The 20,417-nt window shown below is 65.3% G+C and carries 19 protein-coding genes and 1 pseudogene; 9 read left to right on the top strand and 11 right to left on the bottom strand.

The features are described 5' to 3' along the window. Positions 1-16 precede the first annotated feature (16 nt). The 3 genes and pseudogenes from aroB to KJP29_RS12400 form a co-directional block, all read right to left on the bottom strand. Positions 17-1,129, bottom strand: coding sequence for a 3-dehydroquinate synthase (gene aroB, locus KJP29_RS12410; RefSeq protein ID WP_218463855.1), 1,113 nt, complete (start codon positions 1,127-1,129; stop codon positions 17-19). Further along, a pseudogene (locus KJP29_RS12405) lies at positions 1,126-1,686 on the bottom strand (shikimate kinase); the annotation flags it as partial. The pseudogene KJP29_RS12405 and the gene aroB, both read right to left, overlap by 4 nt. 15 nt (positions 1,687-1,701) lie before the next feature. Beyond that, positions 1,702-2,007 carry a hypothetical protein gene (locus KJP29_RS12400; RefSeq protein WP_218463853.1) on the bottom strand — a complete coding sequence of 102 codons (306 nt, stop codon included), beginning with the start codon at positions 2,005-2,007 and terminating at the stop codon, positions 1,702-1,704. 49 nt (positions 2,008-2,056) lie between these two features. Between KJP29_RS12400 and KJP29_RS12395 the strand changes: the two genes are divergently transcribed. After that, entirely contained in the window at positions 2,057-3,526 is a 1,470-nt protein-coding gene (locus KJP29_RS12395) for a hypothetical protein (protein WP_218463852.1), read from the top strand. After that, complete coding sequence (locus KJP29_RS12390) at positions 3,523-4,461, top strand: site-specific tyrosine recombinase XerD (protein ID WP_218463851.1); 939 nt, start codon at positions 3,523-3,525, stop codon at positions 4,459-4,461. Before KJP29_RS12395 ends, KJP29_RS12390 begins: the two co-directional genes overlap by 4 nt. On the opposite strand, the gene queA is transcribed toward KJP29_RS12390, so the two are convergent. Both queA and KJP29_RS12380 read right to left on the bottom strand, forming a co-directional pair. Then, positions 4,458-5,525, bottom strand: coding sequence for a tRNA preQ1(34) S-adenosylmethionine ribosyltransferase-isomerase QueA (queA, locus tag KJP29_RS12385; protein WP_218463850.1), 1,068 nt, complete (start codon positions 5,523-5,525; stop codon positions 4,458-4,460). The two genes, KJP29_RS12390 and queA, sit on opposite strands and share 4 nt — an antisense overlap. Positions 5,526-5,531: 6 nt before the next feature. After that, a complete protein-coding gene (locus KJP29_RS12380) occupies positions 5,532-8,849 on the bottom strand; it encodes a DUF3971 domain-containing protein (RefSeq protein WP_218463849.1) in 3,318 nt (1,105 codons plus the stop codon). Positions 8,850-8,970: 121 nt separating this feature from the next. Here KJP29_RS12380 and bcp point away from each other — a divergent pair, with 121 nt between their 5' ends. From bcp to KJP29_RS12360, 4 genes are all read left to right on the top strand, one after another. Then, positions 8,971-9,444: a thioredoxin-dependent thiol peroxidase gene (gene bcp, locus KJP29_RS12375; RefSeq protein WP_218463848.1), complete on the top strand. Its 474-nt coding sequence runs from the start codon at positions 8,971-8,973 to the stop codon at positions 9,442-9,444. A 29-nt stretch (positions 9,445-9,473) separates the two neighbouring features. Further along, a complete protein-coding gene (locus KJP29_RS12370; protein ID WP_218464941.1) occupies positions 9,474-10,262 on the top strand; it encodes a ferritin-like domain-containing protein in 789 nt (262 codons plus the stop codon). Positions 10,263-10,440: 178 nt separating this feature from the next. Beyond that, the gene (locus KJP29_RS12365) at positions 10,441-11,742 is read left to right on the top strand and encodes a M23 family metallopeptidase (protein WP_218463847.1); all 1,302 of its coding nucleotides are present in this window, start codon (positions 10,441-10,443) and stop codon (positions 11,740-11,742) included. Continuing rightward, the gene (locus KJP29_RS12360; protein ID WP_218463846.1) at positions 11,732-12,256 is read left to right on the top strand and encodes a polymer-forming cytoskeletal protein; all 525 of its coding nucleotides are present in this window, start codon (positions 11,732-11,734) and stop codon (positions 12,254-12,256) included. Before KJP29_RS12365 ends, KJP29_RS12360 begins: the two co-directional genes overlap by 11 nt. 94 nt (positions 12,257-12,350) lie before the next feature. Here the strand turns inward: KJP29_RS12360 and KJP29_RS12355 are convergent, their stop codons facing one another. Continuing rightward, on the bottom strand, positions 12,351-12,584 hold the full coding sequence (locus KJP29_RS12355) for a hypothetical protein (protein WP_218463845.1): 234 nt from the start codon (positions 12,582-12,584) through the stop codon (positions 12,351-12,353). Between the two features lie 63 nt (positions 12,585-12,647). Further along, the gene (locus tag KJP29_RS12350) at positions 12,648-13,448 is read right to left on the bottom strand and encodes a DUF2189 domain-containing protein (RefSeq protein ID WP_255553599.1); all 801 of its coding nucleotides are present in this window, start codon (positions 13,446-13,448) and stop codon (positions 12,648-12,650) included. Positions 13,449-13,716: 268 nt separating this feature from the next. Here KJP29_RS12350 and KJP29_RS12345 point away from each other — a divergent pair, with 268 nt between their 5' ends. Next, on the top strand, positions 13,717-14,334 hold the full coding sequence (locus KJP29_RS12345; RefSeq protein ID WP_218465008.1) for a hypothetical protein: 618 nt from the start codon (positions 13,717-13,719) through the stop codon (positions 14,332-14,334). Positions 14,335-14,350: 16 nt separating this feature from the next. Here KJP29_RS12345 and KJP29_RS12340 read toward each other — a convergent pair whose 3' ends face one another. From KJP29_RS12340 to KJP29_RS12330, 3 genes are all read right to left on the bottom strand, one after another. After that, complete coding sequence (locus KJP29_RS12340; protein ID WP_218463844.1) at positions 14,351-14,767, bottom strand: PaaI family thioesterase; 417 nt, start codon at positions 14,765-14,767, stop codon at positions 14,351-14,353. Beyond that, positions 14,764-15,714, bottom strand: coding sequence for a lipoyl synthase (lipA, locus tag KJP29_RS12335; RefSeq protein WP_218463843.1), 951 nt, complete (start codon positions 15,712-15,714; stop codon positions 14,764-14,766). Before lipA ends, KJP29_RS12340 begins: the two co-directional genes overlap by 4 nt. Positions 15,715-15,775: 61 nt before the next feature. After that, positions 15,776-16,699 carry a LysR substrate-binding domain-containing protein gene (locus KJP29_RS12330; protein ID WP_218463842.1) on the bottom strand — a complete coding sequence of 308 codons (924 nt, stop codon included), beginning with the start codon at positions 16,697-16,699 and terminating at the stop codon, positions 15,776-15,778. A gap of 155 nt (positions 16,700-16,854) precedes the next feature. On the opposite strand from KJP29_RS12330, the gene katG reads away from it, so the two are divergent. Continuing rightward, positions 16,855-19,050 (top strand): catalase/peroxidase HPI, encoded by a 2,196-nt coding sequence (gene katG, locus KJP29_RS12325; RefSeq protein ID WP_218463841.1) that lies wholly within the window; start codon positions 16,855-16,857, stop codon positions 19,048-19,050. Positions 19,051-19,251: 201 nt separating this feature from the next. Further along, positions 19,252-19,797 carry a peroxiredoxin gene (locus KJP29_RS12320; protein ID WP_218463840.1) on the top strand — a complete coding sequence of 182 codons (546 nt, stop codon included), beginning with the start codon at positions 19,252-19,254 and terminating at the stop codon, positions 19,795-19,797. Between the two features lie 70 nt (positions 19,798-19,867). Here KJP29_RS12320 and rpiB read toward each other — a convergent pair whose 3' ends face one another. Continuing rightward, positions 19,868-20,308 carry a ribose 5-phosphate isomerase B gene (gene rpiB / locus KJP29_RS12315; protein WP_218463839.1) on the bottom strand — a complete coding sequence of 147 codons (441 nt, stop codon included), beginning with the start codon at positions 20,306-20,308 and terminating at the stop codon, positions 19,868-19,870. Positions 20,309-20,417: the final 109 nt, after the last annotated feature.

Raw genomic sequence — 20,417 nt, 5'->3', positions numbered from 1 at the left:
ACGGCTCCCGGACGCATCAGCGCCCGGAAAGCCCCTCGTCGAGCACGTCCCGGACGACGTCCAGGTCCGTTTCGGAGCACACGAAGGCCTCGCCGATCTCACGCGCGAGAACGAACTTGATCTTGCCCGCCTCGACCTTCTTGTCCTGCCCCATGAGGTCGATCAGTCCGGCGGCGTCCGGCAGATCACCGGCAATGTCCGACAGGTTGCGCTTCATCCCCATCTCGGCCAGATGCGCCCGGAACCGCGACGGCGACTCCTGCGGCATGAGCCCCATCCGGGCCGAGGTCTCGAAGGCCAGCGCGCACCCGATGGCGACGCCCTCGCCGTGGAGGAGCCGGTCGGAGTATCCCGTCGCGGCCTCGAGCGCGTGGCCGAAAGTGTGGCCAAGGTTGAGAAGCGCGCGGTCGCCCTGTTCGGTCTCGTCCCGCTCGACGATATCGGCTTTCATCTGGACCGAACGCCGGACCGCCTCGGTGCGCAGCCCGACGTCTCCGGCGGCGAGGGCCGGGCCATTCGTTTCCAGCCATTCGAAGAAGTCGAGCGAGCCAAGCCCGCCATATTTCACCACTTCCCCGTAGCCCGCCAGAAAATCGCGCGGCGCCAGCGTGCCGAGCACGTCGATATCCGCCAGCACGAGCGAGGGTTGATGGAAGGCGCCGATCAGGTTCTTGCCATGCGGCGAGTTGATTCCGGTCTTGCCACCCACGGAACTGTCCACTTGTGCCAGAAGGCTTGTGGGCATCTGAACGAAACGCACACCGCGCCGAAGGATCGCAGCCGCGAAGCCCACGAGGTCGCCGATCACGCCGCCGCCAAAGGCCACCACCACATCCTTGCGTTCGACCCGCTGGGCGAGAAGCCATTCCACGGTCCGGGTGAGATGTGCCCAGTCCTTCGTCGCCTCGCCCGGCGGCAGGATCAGCGCATCGCTCTCGATCCCCGCGGCGGATAGCGCCGCCTGAAGTGCGGTAAGATGCAGGCCCGCGACCCGTTCCTCGGTGACGATCCAGACCCGCGGGCGGTTGAGGAGTCCGACCATATGTTTGCCCGCGTCCGCCAGAAGGCCGGCGCCGATCCGCACGTCATAGGCGCGGTCGCCGAGCGCCACGTGAACCGTTTCCATCACAGCTCCTCCAATACATCGGGGCGGGTCAGAAGGACCCGGATTACATGGTCCGTCATGGTCGTGATCGAATAGCTCTTGTGACTGTCGACCACGAGATCGGCCAAGGCATAGATATCGCGCCGCGCCTCGTAGAGATCGGTCAGTGTCCGCTTGGGATCCGCCGTCCTGAGTAAGGGGCGCGTTGATTTGTGACGCACGCGTTGCCACAGGAGTTCCACGTCGGCCCGGAGCCAGAGCGACACGCCGGCACGCGAGATCTCTTCGCGGTTGCGCTCCGCCAGAAAGGCCCCGCCCCCGGTAGAGAGCACCATGGGCCCCATCGCGAGAAGGCGCGCGATGACTTCAGATTCGCGCTGGCGGAAGAAGATCTCGCCGTCGCGTTCGAAGACCTCCGGGATGGTCATGGCGGCGGCGGCCTCGATCTCGGCGTCACTGTCGACGAAGGGCACGCCAAGCCGCTGGGCCAGAGATTTGCCCACGGCTGTCTTGCCCGCGCCCATCATGCCGACGACCGTCACCGGCTTTTTCAGTTTGTAGCCCAAAGTGGCAGCGCCTTGCCGATCTCGAAATTGTCACACCGCCGTGGCGTGACCTTGCCGAACATGCCATATATGAAGTGCGCGCGGGGCAAAACCCGTGATCGGAAATCGAACGCGCGAGACGTTCGGATCGGTCGAAGTTGAAAGCGAGGGACCATGCTGGCGCGGCTTATCAAATTTGTGCTCTTCGTGGTGGTTGTCGGAGCCATCGGGATAGCCGGATATGCGCTCGTCGGCGACCTCACACCGCCTGCGAGCCAGAATTCGTTGACGGTGACACTGGATGGCAATTAGGGCCACAAGTAAGGCCACAGGGCTTCTTCTTTCCTTGTTCTTCATTGGTGGCGCCCTGGTGCCGCCGACTGCCGGGGCGCAGACGGACGCACCCATGTCGGCGATCGACTGGTTGTCGGATTCGCTCACCCGCCCCGATACCCAGACTGGCGCAGTCGTCGGGGGCGAACCTCCGGTCGACGGCGGCGCGACGACACCCGATGTGACGGTCACAGGACTGGACCAGACCGATGTCCCCCGCGCAGACGCGATCGGGTTGACCTCTCCCGCGATCACCGGGCTGCCGGTGGGTCTCTGGGGGCAGTCGGAGGCGACGACGCTTGCCGCGCTCATCAGCGCCGAAGGTCCCGCGATTTCGCCCACACTCACCGCCTTTCTTCAGGAACTCCTCCTCGCCGAACTCGATCCGCCCGTGGGAGGCACCGGCCAGACTTTGTTTCTGGCCCGCATCGACAAGCTCCTTCAGATGGGGGCGCTCGATCCGGCCTATGAGCTTCTGTCGCGCGCCGGGGCGATCACACCCGAGATCACCCGCCGCTGGTTCGACACCGCGCTCCTCATCGGCCACGAGGATACTGTATGCCGTGCGATGGAGGAGCGGACCGACCTGTCCCCGACGTATCCCGCGCGCATCTTTTGCCTCGCGCGAGCGGGGGACTGGGACGGCGCGGTGCTTCTCATGGGCACCGCACGGGCACTTGACCTGACGACCGACGAGGAAGACGCGCTCATCGCGCGGTTCCTCGACCCCGACCTTTTCGAGGGTGAACCGCCCCTGTCGGTGCCGCGCCCCCTGACCCCCCTGACCTTTCGGATGCTCGAAGCGGTGGGCGAACCGGTTCCCACCTCGGGCCTGCCCGTCGCTTTCGCGCAGGCGGATCTCAGGGCCAATATCGGCTGGAAGGCACGGGTCGAAGCCGGCGAACGGCTCGTCCGCACCGGGGCTGTGACGGACAACCAGATGCATGGCCTCTACATGGAGCGCAAGGCCTCGGCCTCGGGCGGCGTCTGGGACCGGGTCGCTGCCGTTCAGGCGCTCGAGACCGCCCTGGCAGAAAGCGACGAGGCGGCCATATCCGCCGCCCTGCCCGCGATCTGGGACCGCCTCGCCGTGGTCGAGACCGACGCCGTGATCGCGCGCATCCACGGCGCGGAATTGGCGGCGCTGGATCTGCCGGCCGAGGGCAGCGACCTCGCCCTGAAGCTGGGCCTCCTGTCAGACGACTACGAAACGGTGGCGCTTGCCGCATCGGGCGCGACAGACGAAACGCGTTTTCTCCTCGGTGTGGCCAAAGGCAACGTGGCCGGCCTCGCTCCCTATGACGAAACGGCCCGCGCGGTGGCGGAAGGTTTCACCTCCGCGCCACCGGACGACCTGCTCCGGCTGGCCCGAACCGACCGCCTGGGCGAGGCCATCCTCCAGGCGCTTGCGCTTTTCGACAACGGGATGCGTGGCGACTTTTCCGATCTGGCCCAGGCCATTGCGTTCTTTCGCGGCATCGGGCTCGAGGAACTGGCGCGTCGCGCCGCGCTCGATGTCCTTATCCTGGAGCGGCTCGGATGAGCGCGTCGTCGGATCGGTGGATTTCGGCGTTTCTCGAAGCGCAATCCGCAGAACTCGATGCCGCCCGCAACACCCTCCTGGGCTATGGGCGCGACCTGCAGGATTTCGCGGGCTTCGTGGCGACGGCGAAACGGGACCTTGAGACGACGGACCGGGCGTTGATCGAGGACTACCTCATCCATTGCGAGGCGCAGGGGCTCGCCGCGTCGACCCGTGCGCGACGGCTGTCGGCGATCAAGCAACTCTTTCGCTTCGCGTTCGAGGAAGGCTGGCGGACGGACAACCCCGCCCTGCGGATCAAGGGCCCCGGCAAGTCGAAATCGCTCCCCAAGACCCTGTCGGAGGCGGAAGTGACCGCCCTGCTCACCGCCGCGCGCAGTCATGGACGCACGCCGGGGGACCGCCTGCGTAACGCCTGCCTCATGGAAGTGCTCTATGCCACCGGGATGCGGGTGAGCGAGCTCGTCACCCTGCCCGCCAATGCCGCGCGGGGCGACACGAGGATGCTTCTGGTCCTTGGCAAAGGCGGCAAGGAACGAATGGTGCCGCTGTCACCACCAGCCCGCGCCGCCCTTGTGGAATGGCTCGCCGTGCGCGACGAGGTCGAGGACCGGCACCGGGTCGAGACCGGCAGCAAGCCCTCGCGTTTCCTGTTTCCCTCGACCGGGAAAGAGGGGCACCTGACCCGGCACCGCTTTCACGGCTTGATCAAGGAGATTGCCGTGGCCGCCGGCGTGTCGCCCGCCTCAGTCACGCCGCACCGCCTGCGCCATGCCTTCGCCACACATCTGCTGGCGAACGGCGCGGACCTTCGCGCTATCCAGACGCTACTGGGCCATGCCGACATCTCGACGACCGAGATCTATACCCATGTTCTGGACGAACGGCTGAAAGACCTTGTCCTCACGCACCATCCGCTTGCCCGCAAGGATTAGGGTTCGTTCGGCAGAAGAAGCGAGGCGTCGCCGTAGCTGAAGAAGCGGTAGCGCGTCGCGATGGCATGGTCATAAACCGCGCGCATCCGGTCGATCCCCATCAGGGCCGAGACCAGCATCATCAGGGTCGACTTGGGCAGGTGGAAGTTGGTCATCAGCCCGTCGGCCATCTGGAAGGCATAGCCGGGCCGGATGAAGATATCGGTGGGCCCCCGCCAGGGTGCGATGCTGCCGTCCTTTGACGCGCTTTCGATCAGGCGCAGCGCGGTGGTGCCGACCGGTATCACGCGCCCGCCTGCCGCCTTGGTCGCGTTGATCTCGGCGGCGGCGGCCGGGGTCACCTCGCCCCATTCGGAATGCATCTTGTGGTCAGTGACGTCGTCGACCTTCACGGGAAGGAACGTCCCGGCCCCGACGTGGAGGGTCACATGGGTGGTGTCGACGCCGCGAATGGCCAGCGCGGACAGAAGATCCTCGTCGAAATGAAGCGAAGCGGTCGGCGCCGCGACGGCTCCGGCGTTCCGGGCCCAGACCGTCTGATAATCCCGCAGGTCCTCGGCATCGGCCTTGCGCTTGGCCTCGATATAGGGCGGCAGCGGCATGCGACCGGCGGCTACAAGCGCGGTGTCGAAATCCGGCCCTTGCCGGTTGAAGGCCAGCACCGCCTGCCCCTCTTCGCGCCGCAGAACCCGCGCCGACAGCCCGGCGGCAAATACGATCTCCTCGCCATCGGCGACCTTGCGCAGGGGTTTCACCAGCGCACGCCAGGCACCCGGTGCCGCATCGGGCTCGAGCAGCGTGACCTCGATCCGGGCCTCAGCCTCGCCCCGACGGCGCAGGCCCTCGAGCCGCGCGGGAATGACGCGGGTGTCGTTGAGCACGAGCCTGTCGCCCGGGCGCAACCAGTCGACAAGATCGGTCACGGTCCGGTCGTGGATGGCAGTGGCGGTCGCCACCAGAAGGCGCGCCGACGACCGGGGCCGTGCAGGCCGGGTCGCGATCAGGTCTTCGGGAAGGTCGAAATCGTAATCCGACAGCCGGGTGCCGTCGTCGTGCTGGGGCATGGGAACCTACTGATTGGGTTGTGACGTCTGGTCGGGTTGCGGCGTCTGGCGGCGAAAGATCTCGCGCAGGAAACCGGGGGTCAGGATGGACAGGGGATTTACCGACACGTTCATGTCGCTCGCGGGCCCGGTCAGGTTGAAGGAGAAGCCCACGAGCCCCTCGCCGTCACGCGCGGAGACGAGACGACCGATGGAGTTGATGAGGTAGAAGGGTGACAGCACCCCCTGCATGTCGAGGGTCTTCTGGTCGAGATTGTAGTAGCCGTCCATCGACAGGCCGAGCGAGGAACTGACCGCCGAGGACGAATAGAGCGTGAGCCGCGTGGGCGAGAGCTGGAACTTGCCCTTCACCTCGGAGAAGAAGATCCCCTGACCGTCCATCTGGTCGAGCAGGCCCACGATGGAAATCGCCGACAGCAGCTCGGCCATGGCGGGCGCATCCACGAGGTAGGTGCTCGTCAGCGACAGCGTGCCCTCGAATGTGCCCGAGACCCCGGTCGGGACCAGAATGACCTCGAGGTTGCCTTTGCGCGCCTTGTTGAACACGCCCATCCCGTTCAAGACCTCGCCCCCCTGCGCCGACTTGATGCGATAGGCTGCGCCTTGGGGCGTCTGGGCGACGGTCCCTTCGATCGGTGCGCCGCCCTCTACATTGGCAAGGAAGGTGCCGGACAGGCCGCCGTTCAGATCGAAGTTGCCCCGGAAGTCGCTCAGGACGATTCCTTCGGCGACCGTGAGGCTGTTCAGGCGGATCGAAAGCGGTTGCGAGCTCCCACCGCCACCACCGCCGCCGGCCGGACCGCTGCCAAAACTGGCCTTGCGCAGGTCCGCGGTGCCCCCCTCGACCGCGATGCCGATGCCGTTGCCGCGTCCGGTCAGGGTCACCGGCGCATCGAGCCATCCTCCGAGCTGCACACGTGCGAAACGGGCCTGATCGAGACCGCCGCCCTCCCGCGTGGTCAGCGTGCCCGAGGCGGTGAGCCCCGGTGCCGAAATGGCGAGCGTTTCGACCGTCGGACGTGGACCCAGCAAGGCCTCGACCTCGAGCGATCCGCGCGATCCACGCCCCTTGGACCAGCCGGTGCCCGGGATCGACAGGCTCAGGCCTTCCAGGTTGGAGGTCAAGGTCAGACGCGGGGCCTCGTCGGGCTTGAGGCTAAGCGAAAACGCACCCGGCGCCTCGCCGCCCAGCATGTCGGGCGACAGCCCGAGGTTGAATTCCTCTACCGCCGCCTGGCTCAGGGTCACGGTGCCCGTCACCGTCGACCCCTGCCCCTTGTCCTCCGCCCGCAGGGATTGCCGCCAGGTGGCAGTGGCGGCCACATCGCCCAGTCGCCCGGGCCCGGACACTTCGACCATGTCCGGCGAGGCCCGGAAATCCAGCTCTGCCCCGGTCAGCACGCTGCCCTCGACCAGCCTTTCTGACCGCACGTCGAAGGCCTTGCCCCGCACCTCGAATTTCACCTGCTCGAAGGGCAGGTCCTTCAGCATGGGAAATTCGACCCGTCCTTGTGCCTCGAACCGGCCTTCGGCCAGATCGGGACCAAGGTCCGTGTCCTTGAACACATCGAAAGGCTTCATCGCGAGAAGCGACAGCCCGGCCTGAAGCGGTCCCCGCAGGGCGAGGTCCGCCACCCCGTCGCCGGGCTTGTCGCGCACGTCGGGCACGGTGAAGGTCGATCCGGACAGGTCGATCTGTTCGCCATTGGGCGCAGTCATGCGGCCGGCGTTCGCGCGGATCGTCAACTGTTGCTCGGCGAGCATCAGGTAGCCGGAGGCCCCGACCACGTTGGGAAGCGCCGGCATCGGCTTCACGACGGCATCGGTCAGGCGCGCGCCCAGAAGCATTTGCGCGTCTTCCAGAGAGGGGCCGCGCAGCGCCACTTGAACATCGCGAATCTCGCCGCTCCGGACGTTCTGGAACACCCAGCGGCGCGGATTTGGGGAAAGGGGCTTCGGCCAGAGGGTCTTCAACTCGGCCACGTCAAGCGCGGGGATCTGGACGTTGAGCGACAGGTCCCATTCGTCCTTCGTGGCCCCGATATCACCCGAGAGTTCGATCCGCGTGGCATCGTGAAAGAACACCGCTTGCCCGATGTCGAGCTTGAAAGGCGCGAGCTTCACCCTCGCGTCGATATAGCCGCTCTGGAGTTCCACGGGCGTGTCGAACACGCGCTGGTCGCGCACAACGGCGCGGTTCAGGCGAAGCTGCGCGACGACGCCCTGCGGCCAGCCGTTGACCAGGTCGGTCAAAAGAAGCTTGCCCTCGAGTTCGGCCTCGCCAAGCTCGCTCGAGAGACCCAGCCCCGACACGTTGATCGCCTGTGCCTCGGGGTCGAAGTCGACATAGGCCTTGGCGCCCCCGAACCGCACCGTGCGCGCGCCCTCGGCGGGCTTGATCCCGCCCTCGTCGATCTGGAGCGCCCCGGCAAGGTCGGTGATTTCTCCCTCCGGGCCAAGGGTGGTGCGCAGCGCGCCCGAGACCGGCGCATCGACGAGCGACAGGAACGACAGCGCCGGCGATTGTGCCCCGATATCGGCGGCGGCGGCATTGTCGAAAGACACCGACAGCGAAGCCGCGGAGTTCGTCTTGTCCGACCGCAGGGCCACTTCGACCTGCGCCAGTTCTTCGGTCTGGTTGAAGACCTCGAAGCTGATGTTCGTCTCGATGATCTTTTCGGACTGGATGATCTCCATCTGGCCGTTCGTCACCTGCCAGAGCCGCCCCGTGCGCCCGTCTTCGAGCGTGATGGTCAGACCGTTGGCTTCGACGCGACCGGCCTCGGCCAGAATGCCGCCGGCGAAGAGCCCGTCGATCGCATCGAAGACCTCGGCCAGATTGCCGGTGGTCGTGTTCCCTTGCCCGAATTGCAGGGCGAAGCTGCCATCCGCCAGCCTGCGAAAGGTCACCTGCGCGCCGGAGAGGATCGCGGTGCGCGGCACCAGTTCGCCCTTGAAGATCGGCGCGAGCCGGACGCCGCCTTCCACGGAGTTGAGCTGCGCGATGTCGAGCCCGGAGGCATCGCGGATCCCCACGTCGACCAGCCTCAGCCGGGGCCGGCCCTTCGGCGTGACGCCGATCTCGATCCGGCGCAGAGTGAACGAGCCTTCCGGGATGAGCGTATTCATCCGCGTCTCGACATTCTCGGCGACCCAGCCCGGCAAGGGCACGGCGCGCCCCGTGACCGACATCGAGACGAGCAGAAGGAAGAGAGCCCCGATCCCGATGGTGAGGACCGACCACAGACCCAGATGGAAGTGCAACCGGCGCGGCCGCCAGCGACGCGCCGGGCTCTCCAGACTCGAATGGCTGCTCTCCGGCACCGTTGAATCTGGGGTCCTGTCGCTGTCGGTCATCGGCCTTGGGGGTTCATGCCGTCTTCAAAACGGCGTCGGAAATGTCTAGGTCAGGTGCTTACGAGATGCAAAGGAGCTTGTGAAGGAAATGACGGAATCGCTGTTGAAGGTCGGCGCGAAAGCGCCTGAGTTCGCCCTTCCCGACCAGTCGGGCGATCTGGTGGAATTGTCCCAGTTCGCCGGCAAGCCCGTGGTCCTTTTCTTTTATCCCAAGGCTTCAACCCCCGGCTGCACACTGGAAGCGCGGGACTTCACCGCCAAGCTCGGTGATTTCGAGGCGGCCGGCGCGGTCGTGATCGGGGTATCCAAGGACAGCGTCAAGAAACAGTCGAATTTCGCGAAGAAGGAAGAGCTTGCCACGGCGCTCCTGTCGGATGCCGAGGGCACCGTCTGTGAAGACTACGGGGTCTGGGGCGAGAAGAAAATGTACGGCAAGACCTTCATGGGCATCGCCCGCACGACATATCTGATCGGGCCCGACGGGAAAATCGCGCAGGTCTGGGACAAGGTGAAGGTGGACGGTCACGCGGACGACGTGCTCGCCGCGGTTCGCGCCCTGTGAGCCACCGGACGGCAATCACCCTGTCGGACATGGCAGTCGAGGTTCTGTCCACCGCCGACGGACGCGAAAAGGCCGCGTTGTCGCGCCGTCATGCCGCAACGTGGTTCGCGGCACGCGAAACAGGAACCTCCATTCCCATCGGTCGGGCCACGCCGCCCGACCGCCCGGCGCGGCCGACCAAACCCGACCTCCTCGATCCGCGCGACGTGCCAAGGCGCCGCCCCGGCAGTATCGAGGGGCGCAAGGCCATCCTTCACGCAATCGCCCATATCGAGCTCAATGCCGTCGACCTCCACTGGGACATCATCCCACGCTTCGCGGACACGCCGATGCCGCTCGGGTTCTATGACGACTGGGTAAAGGCGGCGGACGAAGAGGCCAAGCACTTCGGGCTCGTCTGCGACGCGCTGGAGAACCTGGGGAGCTACTACGGCGCCCTGCCCGCCCATGCCGGTATGTGGCAGGCGGCCACCGATACCGCGCGGGATTTCCTCGGTCGCCTGGCGGTCGTGCCCATGGTGCTGGAGGCGCGCGGTCTCGATGTGACGCCCGCCATGATCGCGACCTTCACCCGCGCGCAGGACGCCAAGGCGGTGACCGCGCTCGAGGTCATCTATGCCGAGGAAGTCGCCCATGTGGCCTATGGCTCGAAGTGGTTCCACTTCCTTTGCGGTCGCCAAGACCTCGATCCGAAAGTGGCGTTTCACGACCTTGTCCGGCGTTATTTCCACGGGGCGCTGAAGCCGCCTTTCAACGAGGAAAAGCGCGCTGAAGCGGGTCTACCGCCCGATTTCTACTGGCCCCTTGCCGCCTCCTGAGATCGGCGAACATCTGCCGCCTGCGACAGCGGGTCTCGGCCGACTTGGGCCAAATTCCTTGCACCAATCCAACATGGCAGGTTAGAGAACCCCAAGCATGCGGCACCGTCGGGTTCCGCATGCGCTGGGATATGGGGCAACGAACGGTAGAACAGTGCTGAACAAGCTCGGACACGATATGAACCGAAAGCTCGAAACGAGCTTCCCGGAACAACGGCTTTTCCTGAGATCCGAACAAGGCACCCGCTTCGTCATCCTCTCGCCGCTCACACAGCTCATAGCCTGGACCGTTTCGGCGGCCTTCGTGGCCTGGGCCATCATTGCGACCGCCGTACTCATCATGGATTCGATCGGGTCCGGGAATGTGCGTGAGCAGACCCAGCGCGAACAGCGCCTGTATGAAGAACGTCTGCAGATTCTCGCAACCGAACGTGATACTCGCGCAGCCGAAGCCGCCGCAGCACAGGAGCGCTTCAACCTCGCCCTCGCCCAGATTTCCGATATGCAGTCTGAGCTTCTGTCGTCCGAAGAACGGCGCCGCGAGCTCGAAACCGGGATCAACGTCATCCAGTCGACCCTGCGTCGGACCATGAACGAACGCGACGCGGCGCGCGGCTCGGTCGAAGCCATGCTCGCCGAGAATGGTGGCGAGGTTCCTGCCGGCAGCTTCCAGATGGCCGCCGGCCCGGACCTTTCCCAGACCGTGACCGCCCTGACCGAAGCCCTCGACATGACGTCGGCCGAACGGGACGCGGCCCGCACCGAAGCCCGCGAGGCCCGCGAGGCGACCGACGAACTGATCTACGAGGCGCGCCTGCGCGACGAGCGCAACAACCAGATCTTCAGCCAGCTTGAAGATGCGGTGACGGTGAGCCTCGAACCACTCGACAAGATGTTCTCGGCGGCGGGCATGTCCACCGACAGCATCCTCGCCACAGTTCGGCGCGGTTATTCCGGACAAGGCGGTCCGCTCATGCCGATGATCCTCTCGACCAAGGGGAGCGCCGCCGACAGCGACATGGCGCGCGCCAACAACATCCTGGGCGAGCTCGACCGGATGAACATCTATCGCATTGCGGCCGAGAAGCTGCCCTTCTACATGCCGCTGCGCCCCGGTTCCTTCCGCTACACCTCCGGCTTCGGTTCCCGCTGGGGCAGGCTCCATGCCGGCACCGACATGGCCGGCCCCGTGGGCACACCGATCTATGCCACTGCCGACGGCGTCGTCACCCATGCCGACTGGCAGTCCGGTTATGGCCGTCTGGTGAAGATTCAGCACGAGTTCGGCATCGAAACGCGCTATGGTCACATGTCGCGCATTCGCGTCAACAAGGGCCAAAGGGTCTCGCGCGGCGACCTTATCGGTGATATGGGAAATTCCGGCCGGTCCACGGGACCGCATCTTCACTACGAAATCCGCGTTGGTGGTAACGCGATCAACCCGATGACCTACATTCAGGCAGGACGAAATGTTTTCTAAAAGCCGTATCAACGAACCCGGCCCGAAGGCGGGCGAAACCGACGCCAAGGCACCGGAAGGCACCGCGCCCAAACCGTCCATGCCGCTGATGGGCGGGTCCTCTGCCCCGGCGTCGACCGCCCCCAAGGCGAAACCGCCGGCTTCGACCCTGTCCTCCGATCTTCATGTTGTGGGCAACCTGCGCTCGACCGGCGACATCCTCGTCGAAGGCACCATCGAGGGCGACATCCGGGCCCACCAGCTCACCGTAGGCGAAAGTGCGACCGTGAAGGGCGAAGTGGTCGCCGACGACGTGGTCGTGAATGGCCGTATCGTGGGCCGTCTGCGTGGCCTCAAGGTGCGCCTGACCTCGACCGCCCGTGTCGAAGGCGACATTATCCACAAGACGATCGCCATCGAGAGCGGCGCGCATTTCGAAGGGTCGGTCCAGCGTCAGGACAACCCCCTCGAAGGTGGCAGCCAGAAGCCCGCGCCGCAGCCGCAGGCCGCCGCGCCGAAGCCCGCGCAGGGTTGACACGGGGCTGACCCGGGCCACTTCGTAGCGTCATTCAATGAAAAAGGCCGCCCTCGGGCGGCCTTGGTCGTTCCCGGGGGAAGCGAACCGGCGCTCAGTCCTTCACGAAGCGCCCGAGGCTCGTCCCGTGGCTGTAGAGTCCGTCCTTCGCGTCTGGTGATGTCTGCGCCCGGTCCGCCCTGTCCCGCTCGGCTCGGCTCCGCGAGAGGCCCTGGTCGATCCACGTCAGGACCAGCGCCTCGACGCTCACCCCCTGCGCAGAGGCTTCGGCCTCGAGCGCGGCGAGACGATCTTCCCCGATCCCGGGTAAATTGAGCGATGACCCCATCGCGGCACCTCCATGCATCTGTCGCGCCCTGTATGCGGCACTTGGCAGAGAACGTCCATCGGCTCAGGCGTCAGGATGGATCAAGGCGCGGCGGTAGAGGTGCCAGGAGGCATGTCCCAGGACCGGAAGCACCACGATCAGGCCCAGAAAGACCGGAAGCATCGCCAGAAAGAGCAGCACCGCGATCACGAGGCCCCAGACCAGCATCGGCACGGTGTTCACCATGACGAGTTGAAAGCTCACGATCATCGCCGAGATGAAGTCGATCTCCTTGTCCAGAAGAAGCGGCAGGCTCACCACCGTGAGCGCGAAAAGCACGAAGGCAAAGCCCGCGCCCACCAGAGTTCCGAACCCCAGCATCTTGATCCCTTCGGGCGTGAAGATCGTCGCCTGCCAGTCCGACAGGATGTTCGTCATCGGCATGAGCCCGAGGAAGAGCGCAAAGATCATGTGGGCCAGGAAGACCCAGAACAGGAAGATCATGATGACCACGACAGCCATGGAAGGAATCTGTCGGTCCTTCTGGCGAAAGATCACGCCCAGGACTTCGCGCGGGCGGAAGGGAATGCCGTATTCCAGCCGGCGCGACATCTCGTATAGCCCGGTGGCGATGAAGGGGCCCAGAAGGGGAAAGCCGAAGGCGACCGGAATGACGAGGTAGCTTTGGTCCATCGCCTCGAACTGCCACAGAAGGATCAACCCGCCGACCGTGTAGAAGGCGCCGAAGGCAAGCCCAAGAACCGGTGCGCGCAGGAAGTCCCGCACACCCAAGGCGAGGATGTCCGGAATGTCCGACAGCGTCACGGGCCCGATCGCGGGCATCGGCGCGGCCTCGGTCTGGGCCACCGTCTTGGTTTCGGTCAAGCTGTCCTCCCACACGAAAGGTTGCCCTGTTCGCAGGGTCAGAATGGACAAGACAGTGCAATGGCGTCAAGCGCGTCGACTGGTCCGACTTGTGAGACAATAAGTGAAACGCCTGGCCTCTGTTGTGGCCCCACGTCCAGTGCCGCGAAAAGGGACATCTTGATCATGATTTTTTCTCAAACCGGGGCGATTTCCGCCCGGAACCGTGCGCATCCAGAGCCGCAACAACGAATTATGCTGCCCCACCATTTAGCCCCGAGGCTTCCACATGCCCGACCGTTTGCATTTTCTCCGCTCCGAAAGCGGCGCCGTCACCGTCGACTGGGTCGTCCTGACCGCCGCCATCGTCCTGATGGGAGGAACGACGCTCGCCAGCGTGGCGGGAGGGGTCGGGTCCGTCGGCACCCGGGTCTCCGAGGTCCTCGCTGCCCTGGATGTCGGCGCAGGAAAAGCCGAAGGTGCTGACCCGGAGACCGAAGGGGGTTCTTCCGGGGAGGACGCGACCGAAACCGAAGAGGAACCGGCTGAAGAACAAGGAGAGGAGACCGAACCCGAAACGCCTTCCGTGCCCTCCTATACAGCGGGCGACTGGACCAACTGGTCCGGCAAATACGCCGGCAACTACTGGGGGATCGGGGCATCGCAGGCAGGCGGAAACGACGCGCTCGCCCGACAGATCTCGCTCTCGGCCGCCCGCGCCGATGCGCCCGCCGGCTTCAACCTCGACAACCCGCTCATGTCGCCGGGCAACAACGGCGTGGTCTACACCAGCATGGACGGCAATTTCTATTCGGCCAACGGATATGTCGCGGCGCGGGCGGCTGATGGCTCCTACGTCGACCAATGGGGCACGCGCCGCACGGTTCAGGCCTGGGCCGGAAACTAGGCGCCCGACGTCGCGGTTACGGCGCAGCCTTCATGATGGTGCCCTGGGCTGTGGCGCAGAGTTTCTCCGCACCTTCGGCAAGCACCAGAACATCGGCGCGCACGACGGCCTGCATCTTGCCCGCACCGATCACTTCGCCCCGTGCGATCAGGGTCTCGCCGATGCCCGGGCGCAGGAAGTTGATCTTGAACTCCTGCGTCACCGCGCCGCCGCCCATCATCGGCCCGCCGGCATAGGCCAGCGCCATATCGGCCAGGCTCGCGACCGCGCCGCCATGGGTGAACCCCATGTGCTGCTTGTGGCTGTTGGTGATCGGCATCCGCAATTCGGACCTGCCGCGCGCGATCGAGACCAGTTCCACGCCGAGCATCTGGCTGAAGGCCTGCTCGCTCAGGATCTTGCGGGCATAGGCCTCGATCTCCGCTTCCGTCACGCGCGGTTGACCTTGGCCTGCCGTGCCGCCCGCATCCGTGCGAAATCGTCGCCTGCGTGGTAGGACGACCGCGTCAACGGGGTCGCTGAAACCATGAGGAAGCCCTTGCCGTAGGCCGCTTTCTCGTAGCCCTTGAACTCGTCCGGAGTGACGAACTTGGCCACCGCATGGTGTTTCGGCGTCGGTTGCAGGTATTGACCGATGGTCAGAAAGTCGATGTCGGCGGCGCGCATGTCGTCCATGACCTGATGCACCGCTTGGCGATCCTCGCCCAGACCGACCATGATGCCCGACTTGGTGAACATCATCGGGTCCAGTTCCTTGACCCGCTGGAGGAGCCGCAGAGAATGGAAATAGCGGGCTCCGGGGCGCACTTCGGGGTAGAGACCCGGCACGGTTTCGAGGTTGTGGTTGAACACGTCGGGGCGAGCTTCCACGACCTTCTCCAAGGCGTCGGGGCCGCATTTCAGGAAGTCGGGCGTCAGGATCTCGATGGTCGTGTCGGGCGCCTGCTTGCGGATCGCCCGGATCGTCATCGCGAAATGCTCGGCGCCGCCGTCGTCAAGGTCGTCGCGGTCGACCGAGGTGATGACCACGTGATTGAGCCCCAGCTTCTTCACCGCGTCCGCCACGCGCCCCGGCTCGAAGACGTCGAGCGCATCGGGGCGGCCTGTGGCCACGTTGCAGAAGGTACAGCCGCGCGTGCAGATCTCGCCCATGATCATCATGGTGGCGTGGCCCTGGTTCCAGCACTCTCCCACGTTCGGGCAGCCGGCCTCTTCGCAGACCGTGGCCAGACCATGTTCACGCATGATCCGGGCGGTCGAGGCATAGCCCTCGCCCCCCGGCGCGCGCACGCGGATCCAATCCGGCTTCTTGGGCTGGGCATTGTCCGGGCGATGCGCCTTTTCGGGATGACGGCTCGTCGGAATTTTGAGATCACGCATGGACGGTCCTCCAGTTCCCTGTTTCCTAACGCCTGTGCGGTGGATTGTCACCGCGAAACGGCTATGCGGCGGCGTCATGGCCCAGGAGTTCCCGGCCCGCCGTGGCGAGAATCTCGCCCAACTCGCTGAACCAGCCCTCCGGCCCGCCAAGATCGCGCCGCACGAGGCCGATGGTCCGCGCAGGCTGCGGTTCAGCAAAGGCCAGAACGTCCATGTCCGGCGCGGCGGCGCATTCTTTGGAGAGGCTGATTTCGGGCAAGAGCGTCTGGCCGAAACCCGCCGCGACCATGCCGCAGAGCGTCGGCAAAGACGAGGCCCGAAGGTCCACCCGCGTCTGCCCGCGCGAGGTTCCGCAGACCTCGAGCGCCTGATCGGCAAGGCAATGGCCTTCGTCCAGAAGGAGGAGCGCGTTGGGGTTCAGTTCTTCGGGCAGCACGGGCCCCTTGGCTGTCACCGCGGCGACCGAGGCTCGGGACGCCGCGAGCAGGAATCGGTCCCGAAAGAGCGGCCGCTCGATCAGCCCCGGCAGGCCCGCGGGGATGGCGACAACGGCGGCGTCCAGCTGCCCGTCGGCCAGCGCCGCCAGCACCCGCTCTGTCTTGGCCTCGGTCAGCCGCAGGTCGAGCGTCACGTCGCGCATCCGGAGCATCGGCAAGGCGACGGGCAGTAGGTAGGGCGCGACGGTCGGAATGATGCCGAGCTTCAGCCGACCCGAGAGCCCCTCGCCCCAGCGCGCCTGGGTCTCGATCCGCTCCACCTCGGCCATGATCCGGTGTGCGCCTTCCAGCACCTCGCGCCCGGCCGGCGTCAGGCGGAACTCGCGGTCCGTTCTGTCGATAAGCGGCGCGCCGAGACGGTCCTCCAGCTCCCTGATCTGCGTGGACAGGGCGGGTTGTGTGACATGCACCCGCGCCGCTGCCCGCCCGAAGTGACGTTCTTCGGCCAGCGCGACCAGATAGGACAACTGACGGAGCGTGATGTTCATAACCAAATATTATCAATTCCATCCGAACATGCAATTTCCCTTTATCCCGACGACCGCCCAGATTGGTCACATCACGGCGAGGCACAGGCGGCGTTCCCGCTTGGCCGTGCCCCAGCCATAACAGCCGGAAACCGGCATATTAGCGGAGGATCCTCATGGACGGACAAGCACCGGGCGCCTGCCCATTTACCGGTAAATCAAGCTCGCGCGGCACCCAGAACACCGATTGGTGGCCCAATTCGCTGAACCTCAAAGTCCTGCACCAGTTCTCGCCTGCCTCGAACCCGATGGACCCGGACTTCAGCTATGCCGAGGCCTTCAAGAAGCTCGACCTCGACGCGGTGAAGGCCGACCTCACCGCCCTCATGACGGATTCGAAGGAGTGGTGGCCCGCCGACTATGGTCACTACGGCCCCTTCTTCATCCGCATGGCATGGCACGCGGCGGGCACCTACCGCACGGCGGACGGTCGCGGCGGGGCCTCGAACGGCTCGCAACGCTTCGCACCGCTCAATTCCTGGCCGGACAACGTGAACCTCGACAAGGCGCGGCGCCTGCTCTGGCCGATCAAGCAGAAGTACGGCAACAGCCTGTCCTGGGCCGACCTCTTCATCCTGACCGGCAACGTCGCGCTTGAATCCATGGGGTTCAAGACCTTTGGCTTCGGCGGCGGTCGCGAGGACATTTATGAACCCGAACAAGACGTCTACTGGGGGTCCGAGAAGGAATGGCTCGAGGTTTCGGGCGGCGAGAACAGCCGCTATTCGGGTGAGCGCGATCTGGAAAACCCGCTCGCGGCCGTGCAGATGGGCCTCATCTACGTGAACCCCGAGGGGCCGGACGGCAATCCCGATCCGCTCGCCTCGGCCCGTGACATCCGCGACACCTTTGCCCGGATGGCGATGAACGACGAGGAAACCGTCGCGCTGACCGCCGGTGGCCACACCTTCGGCAAGGCGCATGGCGCGGGTGATGCGGCCCTCGTCGGGGCAGAGCCGGAAGGCAGCGACATCACCGCGCTCGGCTTTGGCTGGGCCTCAACCCACGCTTCAGGCATGGGAGACGACACGATCTCGTCCGGCATCGAAGGCGCCTGGACCCCGAACCCGATCAAGTGGGACATGGGCTATTTCGACATGCTCTATGGCTACGAATGGGAACTGACCAAGTCGCCCGCCGGTGCCCAGCAATGGGCGCCCAAGGACGTGGACGAGGACCACATGGCCCCCGCCGCACACACCAAGGGCAAGAAGGTCAAGACCATGATGACCACCGCCGACATGGCGATGCGCATGGACCCGGCCTATGACAAGATCAGCCGCGATTTCCACGCCAACCCCGAGAAGTTCGCCGATGCCTTCGCCCGCGCCTGGTTCAAGCTCACGCACCGCGACATGGGGCCCAAGGTGCGCTATCTCGGCAAGGAGGTGCCCGCCGAGGACCTGATCTGGCAGGATCCGGTTCCGGCCGTCGATCACCCGCTCGTGGGCGAGGCCGACGTGAAGGCGCTCAAGGCCAAGCTTCTGGACAGCGGGCTTTCGGTCCAGGAAATGGCCAAGGTGGCGTGGTATTCCGCCTCGTCCTATCGCGACTCCGACAAGCGCGGCGGGGCCAATGGGGCGCGGATCCGGCTCGCACCGCAAAAGGACTGGGCGGCCAACGAACCCGAAATGCTGGCCAAGGTGTTGCCGGTGCTCGAAGGCATCAAGGCCGACTTCGACGCAAAGGGCGACAAGAAGATCTCGCTTGCCGACCTCATCGTCCTCGCCGGGGTCGTGGCGGTTGAAAAGGCCGCGAAGGACGGCGGCGAGCCCTGCGACGTCCGCTTCACCCCCGGTCGCACCGACGCGACGCAAGAGATGACCGACGTCGAAAGCTTCGAGCCGCTGGAGCCGCACTCCGAGGGCTTCCGCAACTATCAGGCGCAGAAGTATTCCATGTCGCAGGAAGAGCTTCTCGTCGACAAGGCCCAGCTTCTGGGGCTTTCGGCACCCGAGATGACCGTGCTCGTCGGAGGCCTGCGCGCCATGGGCGTGACCCATGGCGACACGGGCCACGGCGTGATGACCGAAAACCCCGGCGCGCTCACCAACGACGTCTTCGTGAACCTCCTGGACATGGAGACGAAGTGGGAGGCGATCGAGGACGACCAGTTCTTCCAGGCCGTGGACCGCAAGACCGGAAACAAGGGTTGGAAAGCCACGCGCACCGACCTCGTCTTCGGGTCGAACAGCCAGCTTCGCGCGCTGGTCGAGGTCTATGCGCAGGACGACGCCAAGGGCAAATTCGTCTGCGATTTCGTCTCTGCCTGGGTCAAGGTGATGGAGGCCGACCGCTTCGATCTGAAGTGATCGCACAGCGTCTGTGCGACAGGCATGGACGCTGAAAAACCGCGCAAAATCAGGGAGGTTCAGGGTGCGGCCCTGGGCCTCCCGTTCATTTTGCAGATGCGGCATTGAGGATGCGCCCGCAGTATGATCTAGAACCGTTATAAACTGTCGGGCGATTCCGACAGGAACAGTCAAGATTAACCGAACCTCAGGAGAGCACCCATGAAAGTTGGCGATCGCGTCCCTTCCGTGACCTTCAAGACCCGTGTCCGCGACGAATCCGTCGGCGGCCCGAACCCCTTCCGCTGGCAGGACATGACCACCGACGATTACTTCGCCGGCAAACGCGTCGTGCTCTTCTCGCTCCCCGGCGCCTTCACGCCTACCTGCTCGACCTACCAGCTCCCGGGCTTTGAAAAAGGCTTCGGCGACTTCGCGGCGGAAGGCATTGACGCCATCTACTGCATGTCGGTCAACGACAGCTTTGTGATGAACAAATGGGCCATCGACCAGGGCCTCGAAAACGTCAAGGTGATCCCGGACGGCTCCGGCCAGTTCACAAAGGAGATGGGCATGCTCGTCGCCAAGGATAACCTGGGCTTCGGTGCCCGCTCCTGGCGCTACGCGGCCATCGTGAACGACGGCACCATCGAAGCGCTCTTCGTCGAGCCCGGCATGTGCGACAACCACGGCGAAGACCCCTACGGCGAAAGCTCGCCCGAGACGGTCCTGACCTGGCTCAAGGAAAACGCGAAAGCGACGGCCTGAACCGCCATCTGCTGATGCACATGAAAAGGCCGCCCATCCGGGCGGCCTTCGTCGTTCCGGGTGGCGGCAATCAGCCCTCGATCATGTCCACGCGCGTGGCGTGGCGGCCGCCCTCGAACTCTGCCGAGAGATAAGCGTCCACGATGTCGAGCGCGAGGCCTTCGCCCACCACCCGCGCCCCGAGGGAGAGCATGTTGGCGTCGTTGTGCTGACGGATCATCCGGGCCGAGAACGTGTCCGAACAGACGCCGCAGCGGATACCGGCGACCTTGTTCGCGGCCATCATGATGCCCTGCCCCGTTCCGCAAAGGATGATCCCCAGATCAGCCTCGCCCGCGACCACCTTCTGCGCGGCGGCCTGACCATGCAGCGGGTAATGCGTGCTCTCGGTCGTGGTGGGGCCGATGTCGAGCACCTCGTGACCCTGAGCTTGGATATGCCGGGCAATCGTCTGACGCAGGTCGATGGCGGCGTGGTCGCTGGACAGAACGACGCGGTGTTTGACAGTCATGTGCAGTTCCTTGGGATGTCTGGGGAGGTGTCAGAGGGTACGCGCCCGGATTAGCGCAGGGCCTTCGGCTTCACAACCTGCGCTGCCTGGCCGAAAGCAAATGCCCCGG

This window comes from Maritimibacter sp. DP1N21-5 (assembly GCF_019218295.1).
Classification (GTDB): domain Bacteria; phylum Pseudomonadota; class Alphaproteobacteria; order Rhodobacterales; family Rhodobacteraceae; genus Maritimibacter.
The sequence above is the reverse complement of the archived record's forward strand: the minus strand, read 5'-3'. Positions and strand labels throughout refer to the sequence as shown.